We start from the raw sequence: 21,784 nt of genomic DNA on the forward strand, positions 1-21,784 counted from the left end.
ACTTTCGACACCCTACGCATGCGCCGCCTCCTCCGTTCCGCGATCCTCGCGCTGCTGCCCCTGATGGCGGCATTGCCGGCCAACGCCCAGCGCGTGGCCTTCGTGAACACCAAGTACATCCTCGATCAGCTGCCCGAGTACGAAACGGCCCAGAAGGAGCTGGACCGCCTCTCCAAGCAATGGCAGGAGGAGATCGATGAGCGACACCAGACCATCAGGCGCCTGCGCGATGCATACAACGCCGAGGCCATCCTGCTCACCGAGGACATGAAGCGCTCCCGCTTGGAGGAAATCGAATCAAAGGAGCGTGATGCGCGCGACCTGCAGAAGCGGCGGTTCGGCCCGCAGGGCGACCTCTTCAAGAAGCGCCAGGAGCTGATCCAGCCGATCCAGGACCGTGTCTACAACGCGGTGAAGGAAGTGGCCGGCACCAGCTATGTCGCCGTGTTCGACATCGGCGGGCAGAACGGCGGCAACCTGCTGTTCGCCAGCGACAAGTACGACAAGAGCGACGCCGTGCTCAAGAAGCTCGGCATCCGCCCCAAGCGCGAGGGCACCGGACCAGCCAAGGACGACGAGGAGTTCGGCGAGCCCCCCCAGGAGGAGCCCGGCAAGGACGGCGGTCGGGATGGCGGCCGCAACCAAGCCGCGCCACGCACCGGCGGCGGTGAAGAGAAACAACCACGATGAACACGACAACCATGATGAAGCAACTCGTTCTCACCCTCTGCCTTCTCTTCGCTACAGGGCAAGCGGCAATGGCCCAGCAGGTCAAGCTCGGCCACATCGACCGCCAAAAACTGCTGCTGACCCTGCCCGAGCGCAAGGGCGCCGAGGAGAAGATGCAGGCCTTCGCCAAGACCCTCGATGAGCGGCTGAAGGCCATGGGTGCGGAGTACCAGGCCAAGGTGGCCGATGCGCAGGCCCGCGCCGACAAGATGACCCAGACGGAGAAGGAAATGGCCGTGCGCGAGATCAATGAGCTCGAGCAGCGCATCCAGACAGCCCAGGAGAAGGCCCAGGAGGACCTCGCGAAGCAGGAGGAAGAGCTCCTGAAGCCGATGGTGGAGCGCACCAACCAGGCCATCAAGGATGTGGCTGACGAGAAGGGCTTCACCTACATCTTCGACATCAGCACCGGCTTCGTCCTTTACTTTGACAAGGGCGAGGACATCATGCCCCTGGTGAAGGCCAAGCTGGGCATCCAATAAGCGACACGTGGCCGGCAGCGACCGCCCCATCGGCATCTTCGATTCCGGTATCGGCGGGCTGACGGTGGCAGCGGCCATTCGGCAGGCGCTCCCCCGGGAGCGCCTGCTCTATTTCGGGGACAACCTGCACATGCCCTACGGCGCACGTTCGCTCAGCGAGGTGCGCGGGTTCTCCATGGGCATCACCGAGGCGCTCCTCGCCCAGGGATGCAAGCTCATCGTCATCGCCTGCAACACGGCCAGCGCGGCCGCCCTGGCCGAGGTGCGCCGGCGCTGGCCCGAGCTGGCCTTCGTGGGCATGGAGCCGGCCGTGAAGCCTGCCGCCGAGCAGACGCGCACCGGCGTGGTGGGGGTGATCGCCACGGTGGCCACCTTCCAGAGCGAGCTCTACGCATCCATCGTGGAGCGCTTCTCCCAAGGCGTGGAGGTGCTGCATCAGCCCTGCCCGGGCCTGGTGAAGCAGATCGAGGCGGGCGAATTCGATACGCCTGCCACGGAAGCGATGCTGCGCGGATGGCTCGAGCCCATGATAGCGCGGAACATCGATGCCCTGGTGCTGGGCTGCACGCACTACCCCATCGTACGGCCGCTGATCGAGCGCATCGTGGGGCCGCACGTTCGGGTCATCGACCCCGCTCCTGCGGTGGCGCGCCAGACCGCACGGCTGCTCGAGGAGCGGGGGCTCCTGGCTCCCACTGATGCTGCGGGCGGCATGCGCATCTGGACGAGCGGCAGTCCGGCAGCGTTCCGAAGCATGATGCGCCGCATGGGCTTGCCCGACGCCCCGGTGGCACAGGCCGCCTGGTTCGATGGCGCGCTCAGCCTTCCTTGAACCAGGAGGCGTACATGCCATAGTTGCGGGCGATCCGCTCGATCTCGTTCCGCGATAGGTCCGCGCTCACCGGGCCGATGCGCTTGGCAGGAACCCCGGCCATGAGGCTGCCGGGCTCGACCACGGTATTCTGCAGCACCACCGCTCCCGCAGCGATCACGCTGCCCTCGCCGATCACGGCATGGTCCATCACGATGGCCCCCATGCCGATGAGCACCTTGTCCATCACCGTGCACCCGTGCACGATGGCATTATGCCCGATGCTCACATCGCTGCCGATGGTGAGCGCTGCGCGCTCGTAGGTGCAGTGCAGCACCGCGCCGTCCTGGATGTTCACCCGATGGCCGATGCGGATGGCGTTCACATCGCCGCGCACCACGGCATTGAACCAGACGCTGCAGCCGTCGCCCATCACGGTGTCACCGATCACCACAGCCGTCTCCGCCAAGTAGCAGTCGCCTCCGAATCGCGGGCTGAAGCCCCGTACGCTCCGTATCAGTGCCATGGCTCAGGGCTTCGTTTCAGGCAGCTTGCCGCAGCCCTCCTTCTGGCAGCAATCCGGCAGCTTGGCGAAGGCCTTGGGGTCGCCGGGCACGCCATCGGCCGAGTAACCGAGCTTCACCAATGCCGCGCGCAGGCCAGCGGGACTGTTCTTCCGTGCGTCGTACTCGATATGGACGGTGGAGGAGGCCAGATCCACCACGACCTTCTTCACTCCCTTCTCATAGATGAGCTCCCCCTCGATGGTCTGCACGCACATGTCGCAGACCGTACTGCTCACGATATCGAGGTGCGCGGGGGCCTTCTGTGCGGCAAGGCTGATCCAGCAGCCGATGAGCAGAGCGGTAACGATGGTTCTCATGATGGGTTCTTCGTTTGAAGGGTGTAGCGGAGACCGCCATAGACCATGGCCTTGTTGGTGGGCCCCCAGATCAAACTGGCGTCAAAGTACGGGCCATAGGGATCGTCGGGCGCAATCACCTGGCGCTGCTGCAGGGTTCCTGTCAGGTTCTCGCCTCCCAAGTAGAACTCCCAAGCACCTGCCACATGCGTGACCTGCGCATGCAAGGTGGAGTATGCCGGAGAGCGCTCCGGGAAGCGGAGCTCCTCCACGGGATTGGGACGCGTATCCGGTATCCGGCCCTGGCCGAAGACGTTCAGGCTGATGTCGAACCGCCAGCGCTCATCGCGGCTGGCGTAGGCCAAGTCAATGAGGCCCCGGTGCGAGGGCGTAAAGGGACGGTCGAGGAGGCGGCCGTCGTAGGTGGTGCGCACCTCGTACCAGCGATGACTGAGCTTGAGCAGGAGCGTCCGGGTGAGTTCCACTTGCACATCCGTGAGCACGCTGGTGGCATTGGACGGTCCGTCCAGCATGTAGAAGGCGAGCGTCAGGGGATCGCGGTCCATGTCTGCGACCAGCTGCGTGCGGAACTCGGTGCGATACGCATCCATGCCCACCGCCCACTTCCGTCCGAGCCATTTGAACTTGTGCAGGACAGAGGCGCCGAAATTCCATGATCGCTCCATGCCCAGCTCGCCCTCCATGGCCACATAGCGCGAACTGGCCATCACAGCCGCCTGCTCGACTAGGGGATTCGCGGTGCGGAACCCATACCCAGCACTGGCGCGGATGGCGGTGAGCGGGCCGAGGTCGTACTTCGCGTGGACTCGGGGGCTCAGCGCTTCGCCGAAGCGGTCGTTGGCATCAAGCCGCAGGCCGGAGACCACCGTGAGCCGCTCCCGCTTCAACGTATGCTCCACGAAGGCGCCGGGCATGCGCTCCGTGCGGCCCAGATCGAGGCGCTGTAATGTGTCGTTGCGGAACAGTTCGCGGTAATCATCGAATTGGAGCGTCAGACCGGCCTTCACCTGGTCCCTGCCATCGCCCAGCAGCTGCTGATAGACAATGCTCGCATACGCGCTGCGCTGCTCGCCATCGTACCGACGGAGCCCGTAGAGGGACCGCGACTCATGCCAGCGGCCGGCAGCGATGAGGCCGATGCTCCTGGTGGGGTTGTTGCGGAAAACCCACCCGTGCTTCATGACAGCATCGAGCATGCGGTTGAGGACCTCGATGGCGTAAGGCCCATGGAGGGTATGGGCATGCGCCTCAGGGGCTGCCGCGCTCATTCCATCCTGGCCGCCCCGCCGCTCATCATGCACCGCCCTCACCAGCACCTGCGAGCTCCGGCGCTCATCGAGGCGCATCCATCGGTTCGCCGCATTGAGGCGCTTGGTGCGGGGCATGTCCAGCAGGCCATCACCGTTCTGGTCCATGGCCTGGTCGAACCAATTCCCGTGCAGCAGGAGCAGGTTGGCGCTATGCTCACCGGTGCGCTGCGCGGTGTGCACGTTTGCCTCCAGGCGTCCCTGGCTGTTCCCGTATAGGTTCACGAACAGCGGCGGCTCCTCCAACGGGTTCAGCAGGCACAGGTCGATCTGGCCGGTCATGGCGTTGGGGCCGTTCACCGCCGTGCCGATGCCTTTGCTCAGGTTGATGTCCTTGATCCATGTGCCCGGTATCAGCGTGAGCCCGGAGGCGATGGAGAGTCCGCGGACGAAGGGCACGTTCTCCAGACTCATCTGCGCGTACTTGCCGTCGAGTCCGAGCATGCGGATGGTCTTGGTCCCGGAGACCGCATCGCTGAAGCTCACGTCCACCGTGGCATTCGTCTCGAAGCTCTCGCTCAGGTCGCAGCAGGCGGCGCGCTTCAGCTCCTTCTGGCCGATGATCTCGGTGGAATTGATGGTGCGGGTGCTGAGCTGGGTGCCCTGGACACGCTCCACCACCTCCACGGGGCCGATCTCCACCGCCCACCGAAGGGTGAACCGCAATGGCGCCGTGGGGGGCTCCTTCAGCAGCAGGGTATCGGGCTTGTATCCCACGAAGGAGGCCACCAGCCGGGCAGGCCAGCGGCCTGGAGCAGGAATGGCGAATGCACCATCCTGATCGGTGGCGGTGCCGATCGTGGTGCCGATCCAATGGACGTTGGCCGCAGGCAGGGTCTCCCCGCCCTCCAGCGCGGTGACGACGCCCTTGACCTCCTGGGCCAGGGCCGGCGGTGCGAGCGCCAATGCGGAAAAGACGATTGAACGTACGGGATGCATGATGACCGATCGAGGTGAAACAGGGGACTTCGGGGGGTGGCCCCCCATGCGCTCAGGCGCTGCTGTTTCCCCGACTCAGACCAAGCGTACCCGCAAGCGCGCGAGCCGTCCCGGCGCATCGTGCGGCGGCGGGCGGCTATCCAGCCACTTCCACGGGCGATTGACGGTCAGCGGCAGAGGTACCACTGCCACCGCATCCGACACCTCCACGGGCAGCGCCAACTCAGGCATCTGCGATTGCAGCGCATCGGGGCGGTCGCCCCCGGCCTGGGTGTAAGCGCAGCAATCCGCCGATAGGGCCATTCCCCCGGTGCCGTCCTGCTCCGGGCAGCAGTCGTCAGCCATGCCCACGCTCACCACGCTATGCCCGCCCATCAGGCAGGTCATCCGCGACAGGGCCACGCCACTGGTGCCGAGCAGCAGCAGCGCCGCCATGGTGAAAGCGGCGACGGGACGGCGGAATGTGCCCAGCAGCATGCGGGCCAAAGATACCGCGCCGGACCGGTCCCTTGAGCCCGCTAGCGACCCGATCCTTGGAGGCCCACCAGCCTACCTTCGCGCCATGGAAACCGCCATGAAGCGCCCGCCGGTCACCGTATATGCCGAGATGACGCCCAACCCCGCCACGATGCGATTCGTGAGCAGCCGGCTGCTGGTGCAGGACGGCCGCTTGCTGGAGTTCCGCGCACCGGACGAGCCGGTGGGCGTATCGCCGCTGGCCGAGAAGGTGTTCAACCTGCCCTTCGTCACGGCCGTCTTCATCAGCGGCAACTTCATCAGCGTCACCAAGAACGCATCGGTGGACTGGGACCTCGTACAGCTGGAGCTGCGCGAGTACATCCAGGACTACCTGAACACCGATGGCCGCGTGGTGTACGAGGATGCCCCGGCACAGGCCCTGGCCGATGCCAACGAGCGCGCCACCACGCATGCTGCGCCCGCAGGCCCCGATGATGAGCGGATCATCCGCGTGCTGGAGGAATACATCCGCCCGGCCGTGGAGGGCGATGGCGGGCACATCGCCTTCAAATCGTTCACGGATGGCGTTGTCACCGTGTCCCTCCGCGGTTCCTGCAGCGGATGCCCCAGCAGCATGGTCACCTTGAAGCAGGGCATCGAGAACCTCTTGCGGCACGAAGTGCCCGGCGTGCGCGAGGTGGTGGCGGAGGAACTGTAGGCGCCGCCGCTCCGGCGTGTGCGATCCGGCGGCTCCCTGCATCCTAGGGGAAACGCCATACGATGCGCAACCTCAGAGCACTACCCACCCTTGCGGCGCTTGCCTTGTGCGGCGCCCTCCATGCCCAGGGCCTCGGCGAGGTCCGCGGCCGTGTCTTCGGCACCGATGGCCAGCCCCTGCCGATGGCCAACGTGTTCACGCGCGTGAACGGCGAGCTCTTCGGCACCACCACCGACCTGGATGGCCGCTTCGTGCTGAAGCCGCTCGACCCCGGCCGCTATGCGATCACCGTCTCCTTCACCGGGAATCAGCCGCAGGAGTTCCCGGGCATTGCGGTGACCGCCGACCGCGCCAGCCATCTGCCCGATGTGCGGATGAAGCCCAAGCAATTCGACGATGTGGAGGTGATCGAATACCGCCGCAAGCGCATCGAGGTCGATGACCCCAGCCGGATGAGCCTTCTCGCCGAGGAATTCGAGAAAGACCCCACCCGGCGCGATCCGATCCAATTCCTGGGCAAGAACTTCGCGGGCGTGACACCCACCCCGAACGGCGACGGCCTCTACTTCCGCGGCTCGCGCTCAGAGAACATGGTGAGCTTCATCGATGGCGTGAAGGTGAGCGGAACGGTGCCGCGCATTCCGCCATCTGCAATCAGCAGCGTGAGCGTATACACCGGCGGCTTGCCAGCGCGCTACGGCGATGTCACCGGCGGGGTGGTGGTGATCGAGACCAAGTCGTACGCCGAGATGCTGCAGCACGCGCGGATGCTGGCGGCCGAGCGCAGCGCGCAAAGCACGGACCCGGACTGAAGCCTACCGATGCTCCTGCGCCGCAAGCAATCCCCCGGCCCCTCGGACGAAGAACTGGTGCTCGCCCTCCGGGGCGGGCACCGTTCCGCGCTGGGGCTGCTGTGGGACCGTTATGCGCACCTGCTCTACGGCGTGGGCATGAAGTACCTGAAGGACGCCGACCGCAGCAAGGACGAAGTGACGGAGCTCTTCGCCGCACTTCCCGCACTGCTTGAGCGCCACTCGGTGGATCGCTTCCGGCCCTGGGTGCACACCGTGATGCGCAACCGCTGCCTGGTGCGGCTGCGCAAGGATGGACGCACGGCGCGAATCGCGGACGACCACCTCGCCGATCACCTGGCCGATGAATCCGAAGAGGGCGCTCTGCGTGAGGCATCACTGCAGCAGCTTGAGCGTGCCATTGCCGGACTGACCGATGCGCAGCGCACCTGCATCACCCTCTTTCATCTCCAGCGCAATAGCTACCAGCAGACCGCTGCACGCACGGGGCTCTCCATCGAACAGGTGCGCAGCCATCTGCAGAACGGCCGCCGAAACCTCCGCCTCATCCTCCTTCGCCATGCCGACCAAGAACGCCCCTGAGCACCCCTTCGCGCCTGAAGGCCCGCTGACGCGCGCGGAGCTCGAAGCCTATCTGAACGGCCGCCTCCCGCCTGCGGAGCAGCAGCGCGTGGAACTGCACCTGGAGGCGGACCCGCTGCTTCGCGATGCTGCAGAAGGCCTGGCCCAGAACGGTGCCCTCGCCGGCCTTGCAGCCCTGCGCGACCGGCGCCCGGTCCGCTCATGGTCGTGGCGCTGGTGGATCGCCGGTGCGCTCGCCGCAGCTGTCACCGCGCTCCTGATCATGGTGCCGATCAGGCCCGCGCCCGAGGGCGCGCCCGTGCCGCACCCTGAGGCGGCCGCCCCGCGCATCGAGCAGATGGTGCTGGCTGCCACGGAGATCGAGGCCGCCCAGGAGCAACCGGAATCGCTTAGGATCGGCCATGAGCCCACCGCGCTGCATCGGCGCACCGCAGACCAATCGGCTGTCGCACGCGACGGCGGCATAGAACCGCTGCCGGCCCGCCCCCCTGCCATGGAGCGCGGGCCCGAGGCATCCGGTCCGCTCAGCAGTGGGCGTTCACGCCCCTCCCTCAGGCTGCTGTTCCTCCACGACCTCAAAGTGGTCGATCCCCGCGAGCTCTATGCCACTGACCCGACCCTCACCCTGGCCGATGCGCATGTGGCCGCCCGCTTCGCGGATCAGCGCGCGCAGCAGCAGGCGCGTGAGGAATCCATTACCCTGAGCTACACCGTCTTCATGGATGAGGCGCTCGCCCGGTTCGCCCGCAACGACCACAAGGGCTGCCTCGATGACCTGCGCTTCCTCATGGAGCAGTACCCTGATGATGTGAATGCGCTCTTCTACGCGGGTCTCTGCTCCTACAATCTGGGGCTCTATGGCCGTGCGCGCACCTTGCTGCACCATGCAGCCACCCATCCGGTGCCCGTCTTCGACGAGGAGGCGGCGTGGTACCACGCGCTCAGCCTGGAGCAGCTGGGCGAGGCCGCAGCTGCGCAGGAGGCCTTCGGCCGCATCGCCGCCGGCCGAGGCTTCTATGCGGACCGCGCAGCCGCCAGGCGCGGGCCCGACGCGCGCCCCTGAACGACGAACGGGCCTCGGCGCTTGCCTCGACCCGTCCGTCCCCCTTTGGTCCCCTAACCCCGGACCAGTGCGTTGACCTACTTGCTCAGCACCTTGAACTCGGTGCGCCGGTTGCGCGCATGCTCATCCTCCGTGCACTTCTCGCACACGCAGGCCTCACTCGGCCGGCTCTCCCCATAGCCACGGCTCACCAGGCGGTCCTTGGCGATACCCTTGCTGATCAGGTAGTCCACGGCGCTCTTGGCGCGCTTCTCCGACAGGTTCTTGTTGTAGGCATCCTTGCCGCGGCAATCGGTGTGGCTGCTCAGCTCGATGCGCACGGTGGGGTTGTCCACCAAGGTCTGCACCAGCTTGTCCAGTTCCACCGCGGCATCGGGACGGATGTTCCACTTGTTGTAGTCGTAGAAGATGTTGTCAAGCCTCACCACCTGGTCCACCTTGAGCGGATAGAGGCGGAAATCGGTGCGGATGACGGGGTTTGGATTGCCCTTGGTGCTGATGCGCGCCGTCTGCTTGAAATAGCCCTCCTTCTCTGCCGCCAGGCGATAGTCGCTCTCCTTCCGCAGCGGGAACCGGTAGGCGCCCGTTCCATCGGTCGTGGCCCGTGCGACCTCGGTGCCGCTGCCGTCCATGAGCACAACGGTGGCCCCGGCCAGGGGCTGGTTGATGTCTCCATCGTACACGGTGCCCTCTGCCGCGTAGTCGTACTTCTCCATCTCGATCACGATCTCCTCCAAGGGGTCATCGTTCGTGGCGACTGGCATCTCGGCCTCATTGTAGCCGATCGCGTTGGCCACCAGCACGTAGCGCTCGCGGTACTCGGCGTCGATGGTGAACCGGCCGCCGGGCTGCAGGTCGAGCTTGGCGCGCTGAACGGTGGAGCCCTTGCCGTCCTTTAGCACGATCATGGCATCCTCCACCGGCGCCTTGGTGGCCTTGTCGATCACGCGGCCGGCCAGGCGCATGAGCTGTGGCCGTATGGTGCACCCGTAGATGTCGTCGCTGCCAACGCCACCGGTGCGGTCGCTGGCGAAGAAGCCGACGCTGTCGTTGAGGAGCAGGAGGCTGTGGTCGTTGAACCGCGTGCTCATGGGGTAGCCCAGGTTGAACACGTTCCCCGGCCCATTGGCGCCGATGCGCGTGTAGAACAGGTCGAGCCCGCCGAGCCCGGGATGGCCGTTGCTGGCGAAGTAGAGCGTGCCGTTGCCCGCTATGAAGGGGTGCATCTCATCGCCGGCGGTGTTCACCTTGGGCCCCATGTTCTGGGGAGCGCCCCACTGATTGCCCAGGTTCTCGCAGAACCAGATGTCCACACCGCCCTCGCCGCCCGGCCGGTCGCTCGCGAAGTAGAGCCGTCGGCCATCAGGGCTCACGCAGGGATGGCCCGTGCTGTAGTCGGGGCTGTTGTGGTCGAAGGGCACCAGATTGCCCCATTCCGGCTGGCCGAACTCGCCCTTCACGATATCGGCGAAGTAGATGGCCAGGTTGAGCTCGCCGCGAGGGCTGCGGCTCACGGTGCCGTAGTACACGTTGTTGCGCGTGAAGTAGAGGCGCTGGGCCAGTGAATCGAAGCTGGCGGTGCCCTCGTGATAGCGCGTGTTGATGTGCTGCCTCATCACCAGCGGCTCCTCGGCCGTCTCCCCCTTGAGCATGGCGCTGTAGAGGTTGAGGAAGGGCTGGTCATCCCACGGGTAGGAGCTGCGGCCGCCGGGGCCCTCGCCCCGTGCGCTGCTGAAGAGCAGCAGCTCGCCCATCACGGTCATGCCGAGGTCCGCCTCGGCGCTGTTGATGGGCACGGTGCGGATGGTGGCGCTGGCGCTGTCGCGCTTGAGCCGGAAGAAGAGATCGGGAGTGCGCAGGTAGCCCTGCACGCGCTTGTCATCGGGGCGCTCCTTGGCGTATTGCTCGTATTGCTCCAGGGCCTCAGTGTACTTGCCATTGGCGCGGAGCTGGTCCGCGAAGCTCAGGAGGTCATCGGCGGTGCGGCCCGGTGCGATCATCAGGCGTCGGTAGGCGCCCTCGGCGCTGGGCGCATCGCCCAGCTTCCTGTAGGCGACGGCCAGCCTCCGCAGGATGGCGGCATCGCTCTGGCCCTTTGCATCGAGGTTCTCGTAGATCGCGGCCACTTTGCCGTAGTCGAAGACGTCGGCATAGCGGTCGGCCATGCGCTGCTGCAGCTTCTGCGCCTGCACGCCGCCCCCGGCCATCAGCAGTGCGGCGGCGATCAGCGTGTGAACGGTTGTCATGCGTGCCGTCATGGTCAGAAGTAACGGGGTGAACGGATGCCCTTGGCCGGCTTGCCCAGCTCAAGGCCGAGCATGATCTCGTGGCTTCCGCCGCTGTAGTTGCGCAGGGGCGAGAGCGGGAAGTCGTAGGCGTATCCGATGGTGAGGTCGTTGGTGATGTGGTACTGCGCCAGCGCGCCCACCGCGTCGGTGTGCCGGTACATGGCGCCCAGCCAGAACTTCTCGAAGAAGAGCACGTTGGCGCTGAGGTCGAAGCTCACCGGCGCGCCCTGCACCGCCTTCACCAGGAAAGTGGGCTTGAACTTGTGGTAAAGGCCCAGGTCGAACACGTAGCCGCCAGAGAGGAAATAATGCGGGCGCTGGCCAGGCTGGCTGACGAAGGCGAGCGAATCGGTCTGGAAGAACTCGGTGCGCAGCAGCTTGGGCGTGCTGATGCCGAGGTAGTGCCGGTCGCTGTACCACATGATGCCGAAGCCGAACTGGGGGTCGAGCTTGGTGTTCACGTTCTGCTGGAACACCTGGTCGCCCGCGGTGAGCGGGTTCAGCTCGGTGAAACGGCCTTGGAACAGGTTCAGTCCGCCCTTGAGGCCGAAGGCGAGCTTGCTCTCCCCGAGGAACATCCGATAGGCGGCATCCACCATGAAGGTGTATTGGGTGATGGGCCCGTGGGCATCGCGCATGATGGTGCCTCCCAAGGCGAAGCTCTCGTTGAACACAGGGCTATGCGCCGTAAGCGTCTGCGTTGTGGGTGCGCCTTCGAAGCCGACCCATTGGTGGCGGGTGAGCGCCTTCAGGCTCACCCTGTCGCTGCTGCCCGCGTAGGCCGGATTCAGGGCCAGCAGGTTGAACATGTACTGCGTGAACTGCGGGTCCTGCTGAGCGAAGAGCGCGGTGCCGAGGAAGAGCGCGAGCGCCGTCCCCATCCATCGTTTGGCCTGTCTCATCTTCATTGGAGCTTGGTGGGGGCGCCGGCGGGCGCGCCCGTGCGGTTGGGTCATTTAGCGGCGCAGGTAGATGAAGCCCGTGTAGGGGTCGGCATCGGTGCCCAGGTCCAGGACATAGTAGTAGGTACTCTCCGGCAGGCCCTCCTTGAAGGCCGAGCCGAACTGGCTGGTGCCATCCCACTGGTTGGTGTAGGGGGCCGCCTCATACACCTTGTTGCCCCACCGGTTGAACACGATGAACTTGCTGCCCGGGTAGCTCTCGATGTTCGTGATCACGAACACATCGTTCACCCCATCGCCGTTGGGCGAGTACGCATCGGGGATCGTGATCGTGAGGCAGTCCTTGATGAAGACCACCATGGTGTCCGAGGTGGTGCCGCAATCGCCGTTGGTCACGGTCCATGCGAAGACGTTGGTGCCGAGCGCGAGCCCCGTCACGGCCGAGGCGGGGTTGCCAGGCTCCTCGATGACACCGCTGCCGCTCACCAGGCTCCATGAGCCGCTGGCCGTACTTGTTGCCGGTACGGCATCGAGCGTAGCGGTGGTGATATCCTGGCAGAACTGCTGGCTCGGGCCCGCATCCGCCGCAGGCACCGCGCTGTCGAACACGGTGATGGAGACCGCATCGGAGGTGAGGCCGCATTCGCCGTTATCCACCGTCCAGCGGAAAATGTTCTCCCCGAGGCCCAGGCCTGTGATGGCCGTGAAGGGGTCGGCTGCATCGACGATGGTGCCTTGGCCGCTCACGAGGCTCCAGCTGCCGGTGGCCGGCGCCGTGGCCGAGCTGGCCAGCATGGTCACGGGGCCGTCGATCGGCGTGCAATAGCTCTGGTCTGGGCCAGCCGCTGCCGCAGGGGCCTGGCCGTCGAACACCTGTATGGTCACCTGATCGGTGGTGATTCCGCAGGGCCCATTGTCCACCACCCACTGCAGCACGATGGTCCCCACGCCGAGACCGCTCAGGGTGGCATTGGGATCGTTCGGGTCGCTCAGCGTGCCGGTGCCGCTCACGAACACCCACGTGCCGGTGGCCGGGAAGGTGACCGCGCTGCCGCTGAGCCCGGTGCTGGTGACGGGCGTGCACAGCTGCTTGTCGGGTCCCGCATTGGCTGCAGGCTGACTGGCATCGAACACGGTGATGGTCACCTCGTCCGAACTGCCCTCGCAGGGGCCGTTGCTGATGGTCCACCGGAAGGTGTTGGTGCCCACCGAGAGCCCGCTCACCGTGGTGGTGGGGCTTGCATCATCCGCGAAGGAGCCGGTGCCGGCGATCACCGTCCACTGGCCCGTGCCAGGGAAGGTGACTGCGTTGGCCGCCAGGGCGGTGCTCGTCGCAGGGGTGCACAGCTCCTGGTCGGGGCCGGCATCGGCGGCGGGCTGGTCGCCATCGAAGATGAAGACGCTGATCTGGTCGCTGCTGGTTCCGCATGCGCCATTATCGATGGTCCATTCGAAGACATGCTCACCCACACCGAGGCCGAACACCGCCGTGTTGGGGTCGTTGGGGTCTGCGAGCGTACCGGTGCCGCTTATGGAGACCCAGGTGCCAACCGCCGGGAACACGGGATCGTTGGCGATCAGCACAGCGCTGTTCGTGGGCGTGCACCAGTTGATGTCGTTGCCGGCTTGAGCAGGGGCCGCTTCGCCATCGAAGATGTCCACCTGCACGGTATCGCGGCTCGGCGGTCCGAATCCGCACTGGCCGTTGTAGATCTCCCAGACGAACTGGTAGGATCCCACGCCGAGGCCGGTGATCACAGTGGCCGGGTCATTCGGGCTGACGATGACTGCGGGTGCGCCGAGCACCTGCGTCCAGGTGCCTACGCCCGGCGTCTCCGGCACATTGCCCGCCATCGCGGTCTGGTCCACCGGTGTGCAGAGCTCCTGGTCGGGCCCGGCATCCGCCAAGGGCGCTGACGGATTGTACACGCGCACGCTCACCGTATCCGTGAGCACGCCGTTGTTGGGGCAGGGGTCCCATTCCAGCGTCCACACGAAGGTGTTCACGCCCTGTGAGAGCCCGGTGATCTGGGTGTTCGGATCGTTGGGGTCGGCGATGATGCCGGTGCCGGCGATCAGCGTCCACGTGCCCTCTGCCGGTGCGGGTGGCTGCTCGCCCTGAAGGTTGATCGCGGTGATGGGGAGGCAGGTCTCCAGATCGGGGCCCGCGTTTGCCGCTGCGGTGGTGTCATCGTAGAGCACGATGGTCACTTGGTCGAGGCTGCTGCCGCAAGGCCCGTTGTACACCTCCCATTGATAGGTGTTCACGCCGATGGCGATCTGCTCAATGAGCGTGAGCGGATCGTTGGGGTTCACCGGGTTCCCTGCTCCGGCAAGCACGCTCCATGTGCCTTGGGCCGGGAAGATGAGCGCGCTGCCCGCCATGAACACGCTGTCCTGCGGCACGCACAGCTCCTGATCGAGGCCGGCATCGGCCGGGGGATTGGTTGGGTCGAAGACGAAGATGCTCACCTCATCATCGGTGGTGACGCACGTACCGCTCGCGATGGTCCATCGGAAGATGTTCTCGCCCACGGCCAGGTTGGTGACGGAGGTGATCGGCGATGACGGGTCGGCGATATCGCCCTGGCCGGCTGCCAGCGTCCATGTGCCCACTGCGGCGCCCACAGGTGCATTGCCCGTGATCGTCACGCTGTTGTCGGGGAAGCAGAGCTCCTGGTCGGCTCCTGCATCCGCAGGCGGCGCCTGCGCATCGAAGAGGATGATCGTGACCTGGTCGCTGGTGAGGCTGTTCGCGCAGGAGCCGTTGTAGACCTCCCATTGGAACACGTTCACGCCGAGGCCGAGGTTGGTGATCTCGGTATTCGGATCGTTCAGGTCGGCGATGTCGCCGCTCCCGCTCACCACTGTCCACGTTCCCACCGCGGGGAAGGTGATGGCACTGCCCGCCATGGTGGCGCTGGTCACCGGCGTGCACACCTGCTGGTCCGGACCCGCCTCCGCATCCGGATTGTTCGCATCGTAGACACGGATGGTGACGATGTCGGTGGTGAGGCTCGGGTCGCACGGGCCGTTGCTTACGGTCCACTGGAAGATGTGCTCACCCACCGTCAGCCCGGTTACGGCGCTCGCCGGGTCGTTCGGGTCGAGGATGCTTCCGGTACCGCTCACAAGCGTCCACGTCCCGATGGCGGGAGCGATGATGGCGCTGCCCTGCAGGTTGGTGGCCGCAGCAGCGCCGGTGGGCGTGCAGAGCTCCTGATCGGGCCCGGCATCCGCCACCGGGTTGTTCTCATCGTACAGCGAGATCACGGCCTGATCGCTGGTGATGCCGTTGGGGCAGGCGCCATTGTCCACCGTCCATTCCACCACGATCACGCCGACACCGAGGCCGGTGATGGTGGTGCTCGGACTGTTGGGGTCCGTCACGGTTCCTGTGCCTGAAACCACGGTCCAGGTGCCTACGGCCGGGAAGGTCACCGGGCTGCCGTTGAGCTGTGCCGAGGTGCCCTCGCTCGTGCACAGGCTCTGGTCGTTGCCGGCATTCGCGTTCGGGTTATTGGCATCGAATACCTGCACGCTCACCGCATCCGTGGTGATGCCGTTGGCGCAAGGCCCGTTGGTCACCGTCCAGGAGAAGATGCTCTCGCCGATGGCCAGGTCGAAGACCACCGTGCTGGGGTCGTTCGGGTTGGCGATGGTGCCGGTGCCGCTCACCAGGGTCCACGTGCCCACGGCGGGGAAGGTCACGGGGCTGCCCTGCAAGGTGGTGGTGGTAACGTCCGCCGTGCACAGCTCCTGATCGGGACCCGCATCGGCAACGGCATTGTCGGCGTCGAAGACGAAGATGCTCACCAGGTCGCTGCTGCCGCTGGTCTCGCAGGGGCCGTTGTCCATGGTCCACATGAACACGTTCTCGCCCACGGCCAGGTTGGTCACCAGGGTGTTCGGGTCGTTGGGATCGGCGATGTCGCCCTGCCCGCTGATCAGGGTCCATGTGCCGAAGGCCGGCACGATGGGCGTATTGCCCTGCAGGTTGGTGCTGGTCTGCGGGGTGCAGAGCTCCTGATCGGTTCCGGCGCTGGCGCTCGGATTGTTCAGGTCGTAGAGGAAGATGGTCACCTCATCCTGCGTGAGGCCATTGGCGCAGGGCCCATTACTGACCGTCCAACGGAACACGTTGATACCCACGCCCAGGTCGGTGACGGTGGTGGTGGGCGAATCGGGGCTGGTGATGGTGCCCTGCCCGCTCACCAGCGTCCACTGGCCCGTGGCCGGGAAGATGGGGGCATTGCCGAAGAGCGTGGTGATGTTCGTGGGGGTGCACAGGTCCTGGTCCTGGCCGGCATCCGCAGCGGCGTTGTCGGCATCGAATACGAAGATGCTCACGCGATCCACGGTGGGCGCTGCGCAGGGCCCATTGAATACGGTCCACTCGAACACGTTCTCGCCTACAGCGAGGCCGGTGATGGCCGTGGCGGGCGATGACGGATCGGCGATGCTGCCCTGGCCGCTCACCAAGGTCCACTGGCCTGTCGCCGGGAAGATGAGGCCGCTGCCCGCCATCACGGTGCTGGTCTGCGGCGTGCACAGCTCCTGATCGGGACCAGCATCGGCCACCGGGTTGTTGGCATCGAACACGCGTACGCGCACCTCATCTTCGGTGGTGCCGCAAGGGCCGTTGGCGATGTTCCATTGGAACACATGCTCACCGGCCGGGAGCCCGGTTACGGTCGTGGCCGGATCGCTCGGGTCCGTGATGGCGCCGAAGCCGCTGACCTGGAACCAGAAGCCCTCCGCCGGGAACGCTGCCGCGTTGCCCGAGAGCGTCACTTCGCTCGCCGGGGTGCAGATCTCGATGTCACCGCCGGCATCGGCCGCGGCCTGCTGGTCGTCGTACACGAAGATGCTCACCAGGTCGGTGGTGATGCCGTTGGCGCAGGGGCCGTTGCTCACCGTCCACCGGAAGATGTTCTCGCCCGTGCCCAGGCCGATCACCAGGCTCGTGGGGCTGGCCGGGTTGGTGATGGTGCCGCTGCCGCTCACCAGCGTCCACGTGCCGGTGGCCGGGCTGATCACATTGCTTCCCTGCAGCGAGGTGCTGGTGGCTGGCAGGCACAGCTGCTGGTCGTTGCCGGCATTCGCAACGGGGTTCAGGGCATTGAAGACGCGGATGGTGACCTCGTCCGAGGTGGTGGAGCACTGGCCATTGACGATGGTCCAGGCGTAGGTGTGGGTGCCCACGGGCAGACCGCTGATGGTCGTATTGGGGTCATTGGGGTCGGCCACCGTTCCGCCTGCGCCACCGGTGAGGGTCCAGGTGCCCACGGCAGGGCCGATGGGCGTGTTGGCCGCCATGCTCACGCTGCTCGCGGGCGTGCAGACATCGATATCCGCACCGGCATTGGCAGCGGGCGCTTCATCGTCGAACAGGAACACCGTCACCTGATCGGTGGTGATGGGGCTCGGGCAGGCGCCGTTGTTCACCTGCCACTGGAATACGTTGGCCCCGATGCTGAGGCCGCTGACCCCCGTGGTGGGCGAATTGGGGTTCGCGATGGTGCCGCTCCCGCTCACCAGCGTCCAGGTGCCGAGGGCGGGGAACACCGGCGTATTGCCCGTGAGCACGGTGCTGGTCGTGGGTGTGCACAACTGCTGGTCCGCACCGGCGGCAGCCGCGGGGCTATTCGGGTCGAAGACATAGATGTCGACCAGGTCGCTCGTGATGCCGCATGCGCCGTTGTTGATGCTCCAGCGCAGCGTGTTCAGGCCGATGCTCAGGCCCGTGACCGTCGCGGTGGGGCTGCTGGCATCGCTGATGCTGGCCGTGCCCGCCACCACGCTCCAGCTGGCCGTGGCCACGCCGGTGGGCGGATTCGCTGCCATCACCACGCTGCTCGACGTGCCGCATACGCTCTGGTCCGGGCCGGCCACCGCCGCTTGCGCATCGCCGTCGGCCAGCGTGATGGTCATGGTGCTGCTGGTGATTCCGTTCGGGCAATTGCCGTTGGTCACCGTCCAGGTGAACTCGCTCACGCCGACCTGAAGGCCCGTGATGGCGGAGGTGGGGCTGCTGGGGCTGACGATGGTGGCGGCCGGGCCGGCGCTCTGGCTCCAGACGCCCTGGGCGGGGAAGGTCACCGGACTGCCTTCCAGCACGGTGCTCGTCACCGGCGTGCAGAAGGATTGGTCGGGACCGGCCTCAGCGAGCGGGTTGTTCGGATCGTAGATGAAGATGCTCATCTGATCCGTGGTCACGCCCGAGCAAGGGCCGTTGCTCACCGTCCACTGGAAGATGTTCTGACCGACCTGCAAGCCGGTGATGGACGTGATGGGGCTCGACGGGTCGGTGATGGTACCGGTGCCGCTCACCAGGGTCCAGGTACCCGTGGCCGGGGAAATGATGGCGCTGCCGGCCATGGTGGCCGTGCCGTTGGTGGTGCAAAGCGACTGGTCCGGGCCGGCATCCGCGGCAGGCGTGCCGAAATCGAACACGCGCACGGTCACCTCATCGGCGGTGACGCCGGAAGGACAGGGCCCATTGTCCACCGACCAACTGAAGACATAGGTGCCCACCGCGAGATTCCCGATCTGCGTGGTGGGGCTGTTCGCATCCGCGATGGCCGCGCCCGGCGGACCGCTGACGATGCTCCAGGTGCCGATGGCGGGGAATGTGGCGTTGCTGGCCGCCATGATCACCGCATTCGGTGCCACGGGCACGCAGATCTCCTGGTCCGGACCGGCATTGGCCGGCGCATTGGCCGGGTCGTAGTTCAGGATGGTCACCTCATCCTGCGTGGTGCCGCAAGGGCCGTTGCTCACGGTCCAGCGCAGCGTCACGCTGCCTGTGACGAGGCCGGTGACCGCCGTCGTCGCGCTGTTCGCATTGGCAATCGTCGCGGTCCCGCTCACCACCGTCCAGATGCCCTGTGCGGGAGCGGCCACCGCGCTGGCGGCCATCACGGTGGAGCCGGCTCCGCAAAGGCTCTGGTCCGCACCCGCATCGGCCGCCGCCACCGCAGGGTCGAAGAGCGTCACCCGCACATCGTCGGTCGTCGCGCTGCCCGGGCAGGGTCCATTGGAGGTGGACCATCGGTAGATGTTCACGCCCAGCGCCATGCCAGTCACTGTGGTGGCCGGGTTGGTGGCATCGGCGAAGGTGCCGGCTCCGCTCACCACGGTCCAGGAGCCGCTGGCGGGTGCTGTCGGCGCATTGGCGGCCAAGGTCACGCTGGCTACCGGGGCGCAGAAGCTCTGGTCGGGCCCTGCATTGGCCGCCGGGGCGTTGCGGTCGAATACGCGGATCACCACCTGGTCATTGGCGGTGGGCGGAATGCACGGGCCATTGCTCACCGTCCAGCGCAGCGTATGCGTGCCAACCGCCAGGTTGGTCACCGTGGTGGTCGGGCTGGCGGGAGCGGTGATGACGGCGCCTGCGGGGCCGCTCACGATGGACCAGCTGCCCGTTGCAGGCAGGGCCACGGCCGATGCCGCCAGCGTTGCCGAGGCAAAGGAGCTGCCGGTAGCGGTGCAGACATCCTGGTCCGGGCCGGCGTTCGGTGCCGGCAATGCGGGATCGAAACGGGTGATGGTGACCTGCGAGCTGGTGACGCCATTGGCGCAGGGGCCATTGCTCAAGGTCCACCGGAACACGTTGGCGCCGAACGAGAGTCCGCTGACCCCCGTGGTGGGGCTCGTCGCATCCGTGAAGGTCCCCGTACCGCTTACCACGCTCCAGACCCCGGAGGCCGGAGCAAGAGGTGCGTTGCCCGCCAACGTGGTGGAACTGCTGCACACAGACTGGTTGGGGCCCGCATTCGCGGCGGGGCTCGCCGGGTTGAACACCACGATGCTCACCTCATCCTGCGTGGTGGGCGGAACGCAGGGTCCGTTGCTGATGGTCCAACGGAAGGTGTTCACCCCGATGCCCAATCCGCTGACAGCGGTGCTCGGGCTGCTCGCATTGGCGAAGGTGCCGGTGCCGGCGACCACCGTCCACGAGCCCGTGGCGGGCGCAATCGGTGCATTCCCCGCAAGCGTGGCGGAACTCGATGGCGCGCAGAGCTGCTGGTCGGGGCCTGCATTCGCCGTCGGCTGCGCATTGCTGAACACGAACACGGTCACTTGGTCGCTGGTCGGTGCGCCGCAAGGCCCATTGGTGATCGTCCAGCGGAACACGTTCGCTCCCACGCTGAGGCCGCTGACGGCCGTGGTGGGGCTGGCGGCATCGGCGAAGGTGCCAGTGCCGCTCACGAGCACCCATGCACCGCTTGCGGGCGCAGGCGCGCTGTTGGCCGCCAGCGTGGTACCGGTGCTGGGAAGGCAGATGCTCTGGTCGGGGCCCGCGTTCGCCGCCGGCTGCGCGGGATTGAAGCTGGTGATCACCACATCGTCGCTGGTGGTGCCGCAGGTGCCGTAGTTCACGGTCCACCGGAACGTGTTTGCGCCGAGGCCCAGCCCGCTGACGCTCGTCGTCGGGCTGTTCGGGTTGGCGAAGGTGCCCGAGCCGCTCACCACGCTCCAAGTGCCCTGCACCGGCCAGGGAAGCTGCCCGGCCAGGGTGGCGGTGGTCCCGCAAACGCTCTGGTCGGGACCCGCATTCGCCGGGGTGAAGGGCGGCGTCACCTGCACGACGTAGCCGAAGTTGTTCACGCCGTTGAGCACGCACGCATTGTCGGCCACGTTCACCGCGAAGAGGTTGGGGCCGATATCGCTCGCGGTCGGAGTCCAGCAGAATGTGCCCACCGGCAGCGGTCCGCTGGTGGTGGTGAAGGTGGCCCCTGGAATGCCGTTGTTCCAGCTCATCGTCACCGTCTGGCCCGCATCGGCATCGCTGCTGTTCACGGTGAAGCAGAAGGGCACGCCGGCGCATACGCTATAGGTATAGGTGCCCGTGCCGTTCACGCCGCTCACCTGCGGCAGGTTGTTGGTGCAGGTGATGATCACGAACTGCACGTCGCGGATGTACTCGCCGATCTGCACCCCGTTGCGCCATTCGCGCACGCGCACCGTCACCACGCCCACCTGCTGGATGCTCGGCACGAAGGTGATGGTGCCCGTGACCGGGTCGATCTGCACACCGTTGGCGCCACCGGTGGTGACGAGCGGCTGCAGGAAGGAGTAGCCCGTGTTGTAAGGGATGGTGCTGCCGTTGCTGCCCAGGGCTGGCGCCAGCTCGAAGGAGAGCGAGTCGCCGTCGACATCGTTGAAGCCGTGGTTGTAGCTCACGCTCTGGCCCACGCAGGCGAAGGGCGTGGGATCATTCAGGTAGCGCGGCGAGTTGTTGCAGGCCGCAGCGGTCTGGTTGAGCCGTGCATAGAGATAGAGGTTGCGAGAGCCCGGGTTGTTGAGCGAGGTGATGGCGTTGTTCCGGCAGCAGAGGTCCCAGTCGATGATCCAGTCGCTCCCGCATGCGCCGTAGGCGCTCAGGTTCACCACGGCGCTGTAGCGGTAGCGCTCGATGCCGTACTGCCCCGAAGAGCTCAGGCAACGGTCCACTGCGGTCCCGCAGATCGGCGTCACCACGTCCACGCCGTCAAGGCTGAAGCAGGGGTTGAGCGTGGCGCCGCAGGCCGTGCTGCGCAGGCGGAACTGGCGTCCGTTGCTGCAGTTGGTCGGTGCCGCAACGCCGTTGCAGTCGCGGTAGAAGTTGAGCCGCACGCGGTAGATGCCGGTGCCGATGCACTCGTAGGTGAGCTCGCCGCCCATGGCGTGCGTAGCCCGCGCCTCGCCCTGCCAGAAGAGGAGGGCGGCCAGGGCGGCCATCAGGTGGAGCAGGAAGCGAGCGGGTGATTTCCCCGCGTGGCGCAGGGCGATCGGGAGGCGTCGTTGTGCCGTCATGTACCGGA

General features: G+C 66.3%; 14 protein-coding genes. 7 read left to right on the forward strand and 7 right to left on the reverse strand.

What is annotated here, in order from left to right:
• Nucleotides 1-18 precede the first annotated feature (18 nt).
• Genes QY325_10670 through murI form a run of 3 tightly spaced genes read left to right on the forward strand, consistent with a single transcriptional unit; the run spans nt 19 to nt 2,043 of the window.
• Nucleotides 19-690, forward strand: coding sequence for an OmpH family outer membrane protein (locus tag QY325_10670; GenBank protein WKZ65223.1), 672 nt, complete (start codon nt 19-21; stop codon nt 688-690).
• A gap of 11 nt (nt 691-701) precedes the next feature.
• Nucleotides 702-1,211, forward strand: a complete 510-nt coding sequence (locus tag QY325_10675) for an OmpH family outer membrane protein (protein WKZ65224.1) — start codon at nt 702-704, stop codon at nt 1,209-1,211.
• 7 nt (nt 1,212-1,218) lie between these two features.
• A complete protein-coding gene (gene murI / locus QY325_10680; protein WKZ65225.1) occupies nt 1,219-2,043 on the forward strand; it encodes a glutamate racemase in 825 nt (274 codons plus the stop codon).
• On the opposite strand, the gene QY325_10685 is transcribed toward murI, so the two are convergent.
• From QY325_10685 to QY325_10700, 4 genes are all read right to left on the reverse strand, one after another.
• A complete protein-coding gene (locus QY325_10685; GenBank protein ID WKZ65226.1) occupies nt 2,030-2,548 on the reverse strand; it encodes a gamma carbonic anhydrase family protein in 519 nt (172 codons plus the stop codon). The two genes, murI and QY325_10685, sit on opposite strands and share 14 nt — an antisense overlap.
• Before the next feature lie 3 nt (nt 2,549-2,551).
• Nucleotides 2,552-2,905, reverse strand: coding sequence for a heavy metal-associated domain-containing protein (locus tag QY325_10690; GenBank protein WKZ65227.1), 354 nt, complete (start codon nt 2,903-2,905; stop codon nt 2,552-2,554).
• Nucleotides 2,902-5,151 (reverse strand): TonB-dependent receptor, encoded by a 2,250-nt coding sequence (locus tag QY325_10695; GenBank protein WKZ65228.1) that lies wholly within the window; start codon nt 5,149-5,151, stop codon nt 2,902-2,904. The genes QY325_10690 and QY325_10695 overlap by 4 nt, the downstream gene beginning before the upstream one ends.
• 75 nt (nt 5,152-5,226) lie before the next feature.
• The gene (locus QY325_10700) at nt 5,227-5,628 is read right to left on the reverse strand and encodes a hypothetical protein (GenBank protein ID WKZ65229.1); all 402 of its coding nucleotides are present in this window, start codon (nt 5,626-5,628) and stop codon (nt 5,227-5,229) included.
• An 85-nt stretch (nt 5,629-5,713) separates the two neighbouring features.
• On the opposite strand from QY325_10700, the gene QY325_10705 reads away from it, so the two are divergent.
• The 4 genes from QY325_10705 to QY325_10720 all read left to right on the forward strand — a co-directional run bounded on the left by QY325_10705 (nt 5,714) and on the right by QY325_10720 (nt 8,785).
• A complete protein-coding gene (locus QY325_10705; protein ID WKZ65230.1) occupies nt 5,714-6,328 on the forward strand; it encodes a NifU family protein in 615 nt (204 codons plus the stop codon).
• A gap of 62 nt (nt 6,329-6,390) precedes the next feature.
• On the forward strand, nt 6,391-7,140 hold the full coding sequence (locus tag QY325_10710; protein WKZ65231.1) for a TonB-dependent receptor: 750 nt from the start codon (nt 6,391-6,393) through the stop codon (nt 7,138-7,140).
• A 9-nt stretch (nt 7,141-7,149) separates the two neighbouring features.
• Nucleotides 7,150-7,722, forward strand: coding sequence for a sigma-70 family RNA polymerase sigma factor (locus tag QY325_10715; GenBank protein ID WKZ65232.1), 573 nt, complete (start codon nt 7,150-7,152; stop codon nt 7,720-7,722).
• The gene (locus QY325_10720; GenBank protein ID WKZ65233.1) at nt 7,700-8,785 is read left to right on the forward strand and encodes a hypothetical protein; all 1,086 of its coding nucleotides are present in this window, start codon (nt 7,700-7,702) and stop codon (nt 8,783-8,785) included. The genes QY325_10715 and QY325_10720 overlap by 23 nt, the downstream gene beginning before the upstream one ends.
• Before the next feature lie 77 nt (nt 8,786-8,862).
• Here the strand turns inward: QY325_10720 and QY325_10725 are convergent, their stop codons facing one another.
• From QY325_10725 to QY325_10735, 3 genes are read right to left on the reverse strand one after another with little or no spacing between them, the layout of a single operon-like run.
• Nucleotides 8,863-11,031, reverse strand: coding sequence for a carboxypeptidase regulatory-like domain-containing protein (locus QY325_10725; protein ID WKZ65234.1), 2,169 nt, complete (start codon nt 11,029-11,031; stop codon nt 8,863-8,865).
• Nucleotides 11,032-11,045: 14 nt separating this feature from the next.
• Nucleotides 11,046-11,975, reverse strand: coding sequence for a type IX secretion system membrane protein PorP/SprF (locus tag QY325_10730; GenBank protein WKZ65235.1), 930 nt, complete (start codon nt 11,973-11,975; stop codon nt 11,046-11,048).
• A 54-nt stretch (nt 11,976-12,029) separates the two neighbouring features.
• The gene (locus QY325_10735; GenBank protein ID WKZ65236.1) at nt 12,030-21,776 is read right to left on the reverse strand and encodes a gliding motility-associated C-terminal domain-containing protein; all 9,747 of its coding nucleotides are present in this window, start codon (nt 21,774-21,776) and stop codon (nt 12,030-12,032) included.
• Nucleotides 21,777-21,784 lie beyond the last annotated feature (8 nt).

The organism is Flavobacteriales bacterium (assembly GCA_030584065.1).
Taxonomy (GTDB): domain Bacteria; phylum Bacteroidota; class Bacteroidia; order Flavobacteriales_F; family PHOS-HE28; genus PHOS-HE28.

What these genes read in the sequence shown, in the direction of transcription:
- QY325_10670 (WKZ65223.1), top strand. Translation starts at nt 19, where the DNA reads ATGCGCCGCCTCCTCCGTTCCGCGATCCTCGCGCTGCTGCCCCTGATG.
- QY325_10675 (WKZ65224.1), top strand. Translation starts at nt 702, where the DNA reads ATGATGAAGCAACTCGTTCTCACCCTCTGCCTTCTCTTCGCTACAGGG.
- QY325_10685 (WKZ65226.1), bottom strand. Translation starts at nt 2,548, where the DNA reads ATGGCACTGATACGGAGCGTACGGGGCTTCAGCCCGCGATTCGGAGGC.
- QY325_10690 (WKZ65227.1), bottom strand. Translation starts at nt 2,905, where the DNA reads ATGAGAACCATCGTTACCGCTCTGCTCATCGGCTGCTGGATCAGCCTT.
- QY325_10695 (WKZ65228.1), bottom strand. Translation starts at nt 5,151, where the DNA reads ATGCATCCCGTACGTTCAATCGTCTTTTCCGCATTGGCGCTCGCACCG.
- QY325_10700 (WKZ65229.1), bottom strand. Translation starts at nt 5,628, where the DNA reads ATGCTGCTGGGCACATTCCGCCGTCCCGTCGCCGCTTTCACCATGGCG.
- QY325_10705 (WKZ65230.1), top strand. Translation starts at nt 5,714, where the DNA reads ATGGAAACCGCCATGAAGCGCCCGCCGGTCACCGTATATGCCGAGATG.
- QY325_10710 (WKZ65231.1), top strand. Translation starts at nt 6,391, where the DNA reads ATGCGCAACCTCAGAGCACTACCCACCCTTGCGGCGCTTGCCTTGTGC.
- QY325_10715 (WKZ65232.1), top strand. Translation starts at nt 7,150, where the DNA reads ATGCTCCTGCGCCGCAAGCAATCCCCCGGCCCCTCGGACGAAGAACTG.
- QY325_10720 (WKZ65233.1), top strand. Translation starts at nt 7,700, where the DNA reads ATGCCGACCAAGAACGCCCCTGAGCACCCCTTCGCGCCTGAAGGCCCG.
- QY325_10725 (WKZ65234.1), bottom strand. Translation starts at nt 11,031, where the DNA reads ATGACAACCGTTCACACGCTGATCGCCGCCGCACTGCTGATGGCCGGG.
- QY325_10730 (WKZ65235.1), bottom strand. Translation starts at nt 11,975, where the DNA reads ATGAGACAGGCCAAACGATGGATGGGGACGGCGCTCGCGCTCTTCCTC.
- QY325_10735 (WKZ65236.1), bottom strand. Translation starts at nt 21,776, where the DNA reads ATGACGGCACAACGACGCCTCCCGATCGCCCTGCGCCACGCGGGGAAA.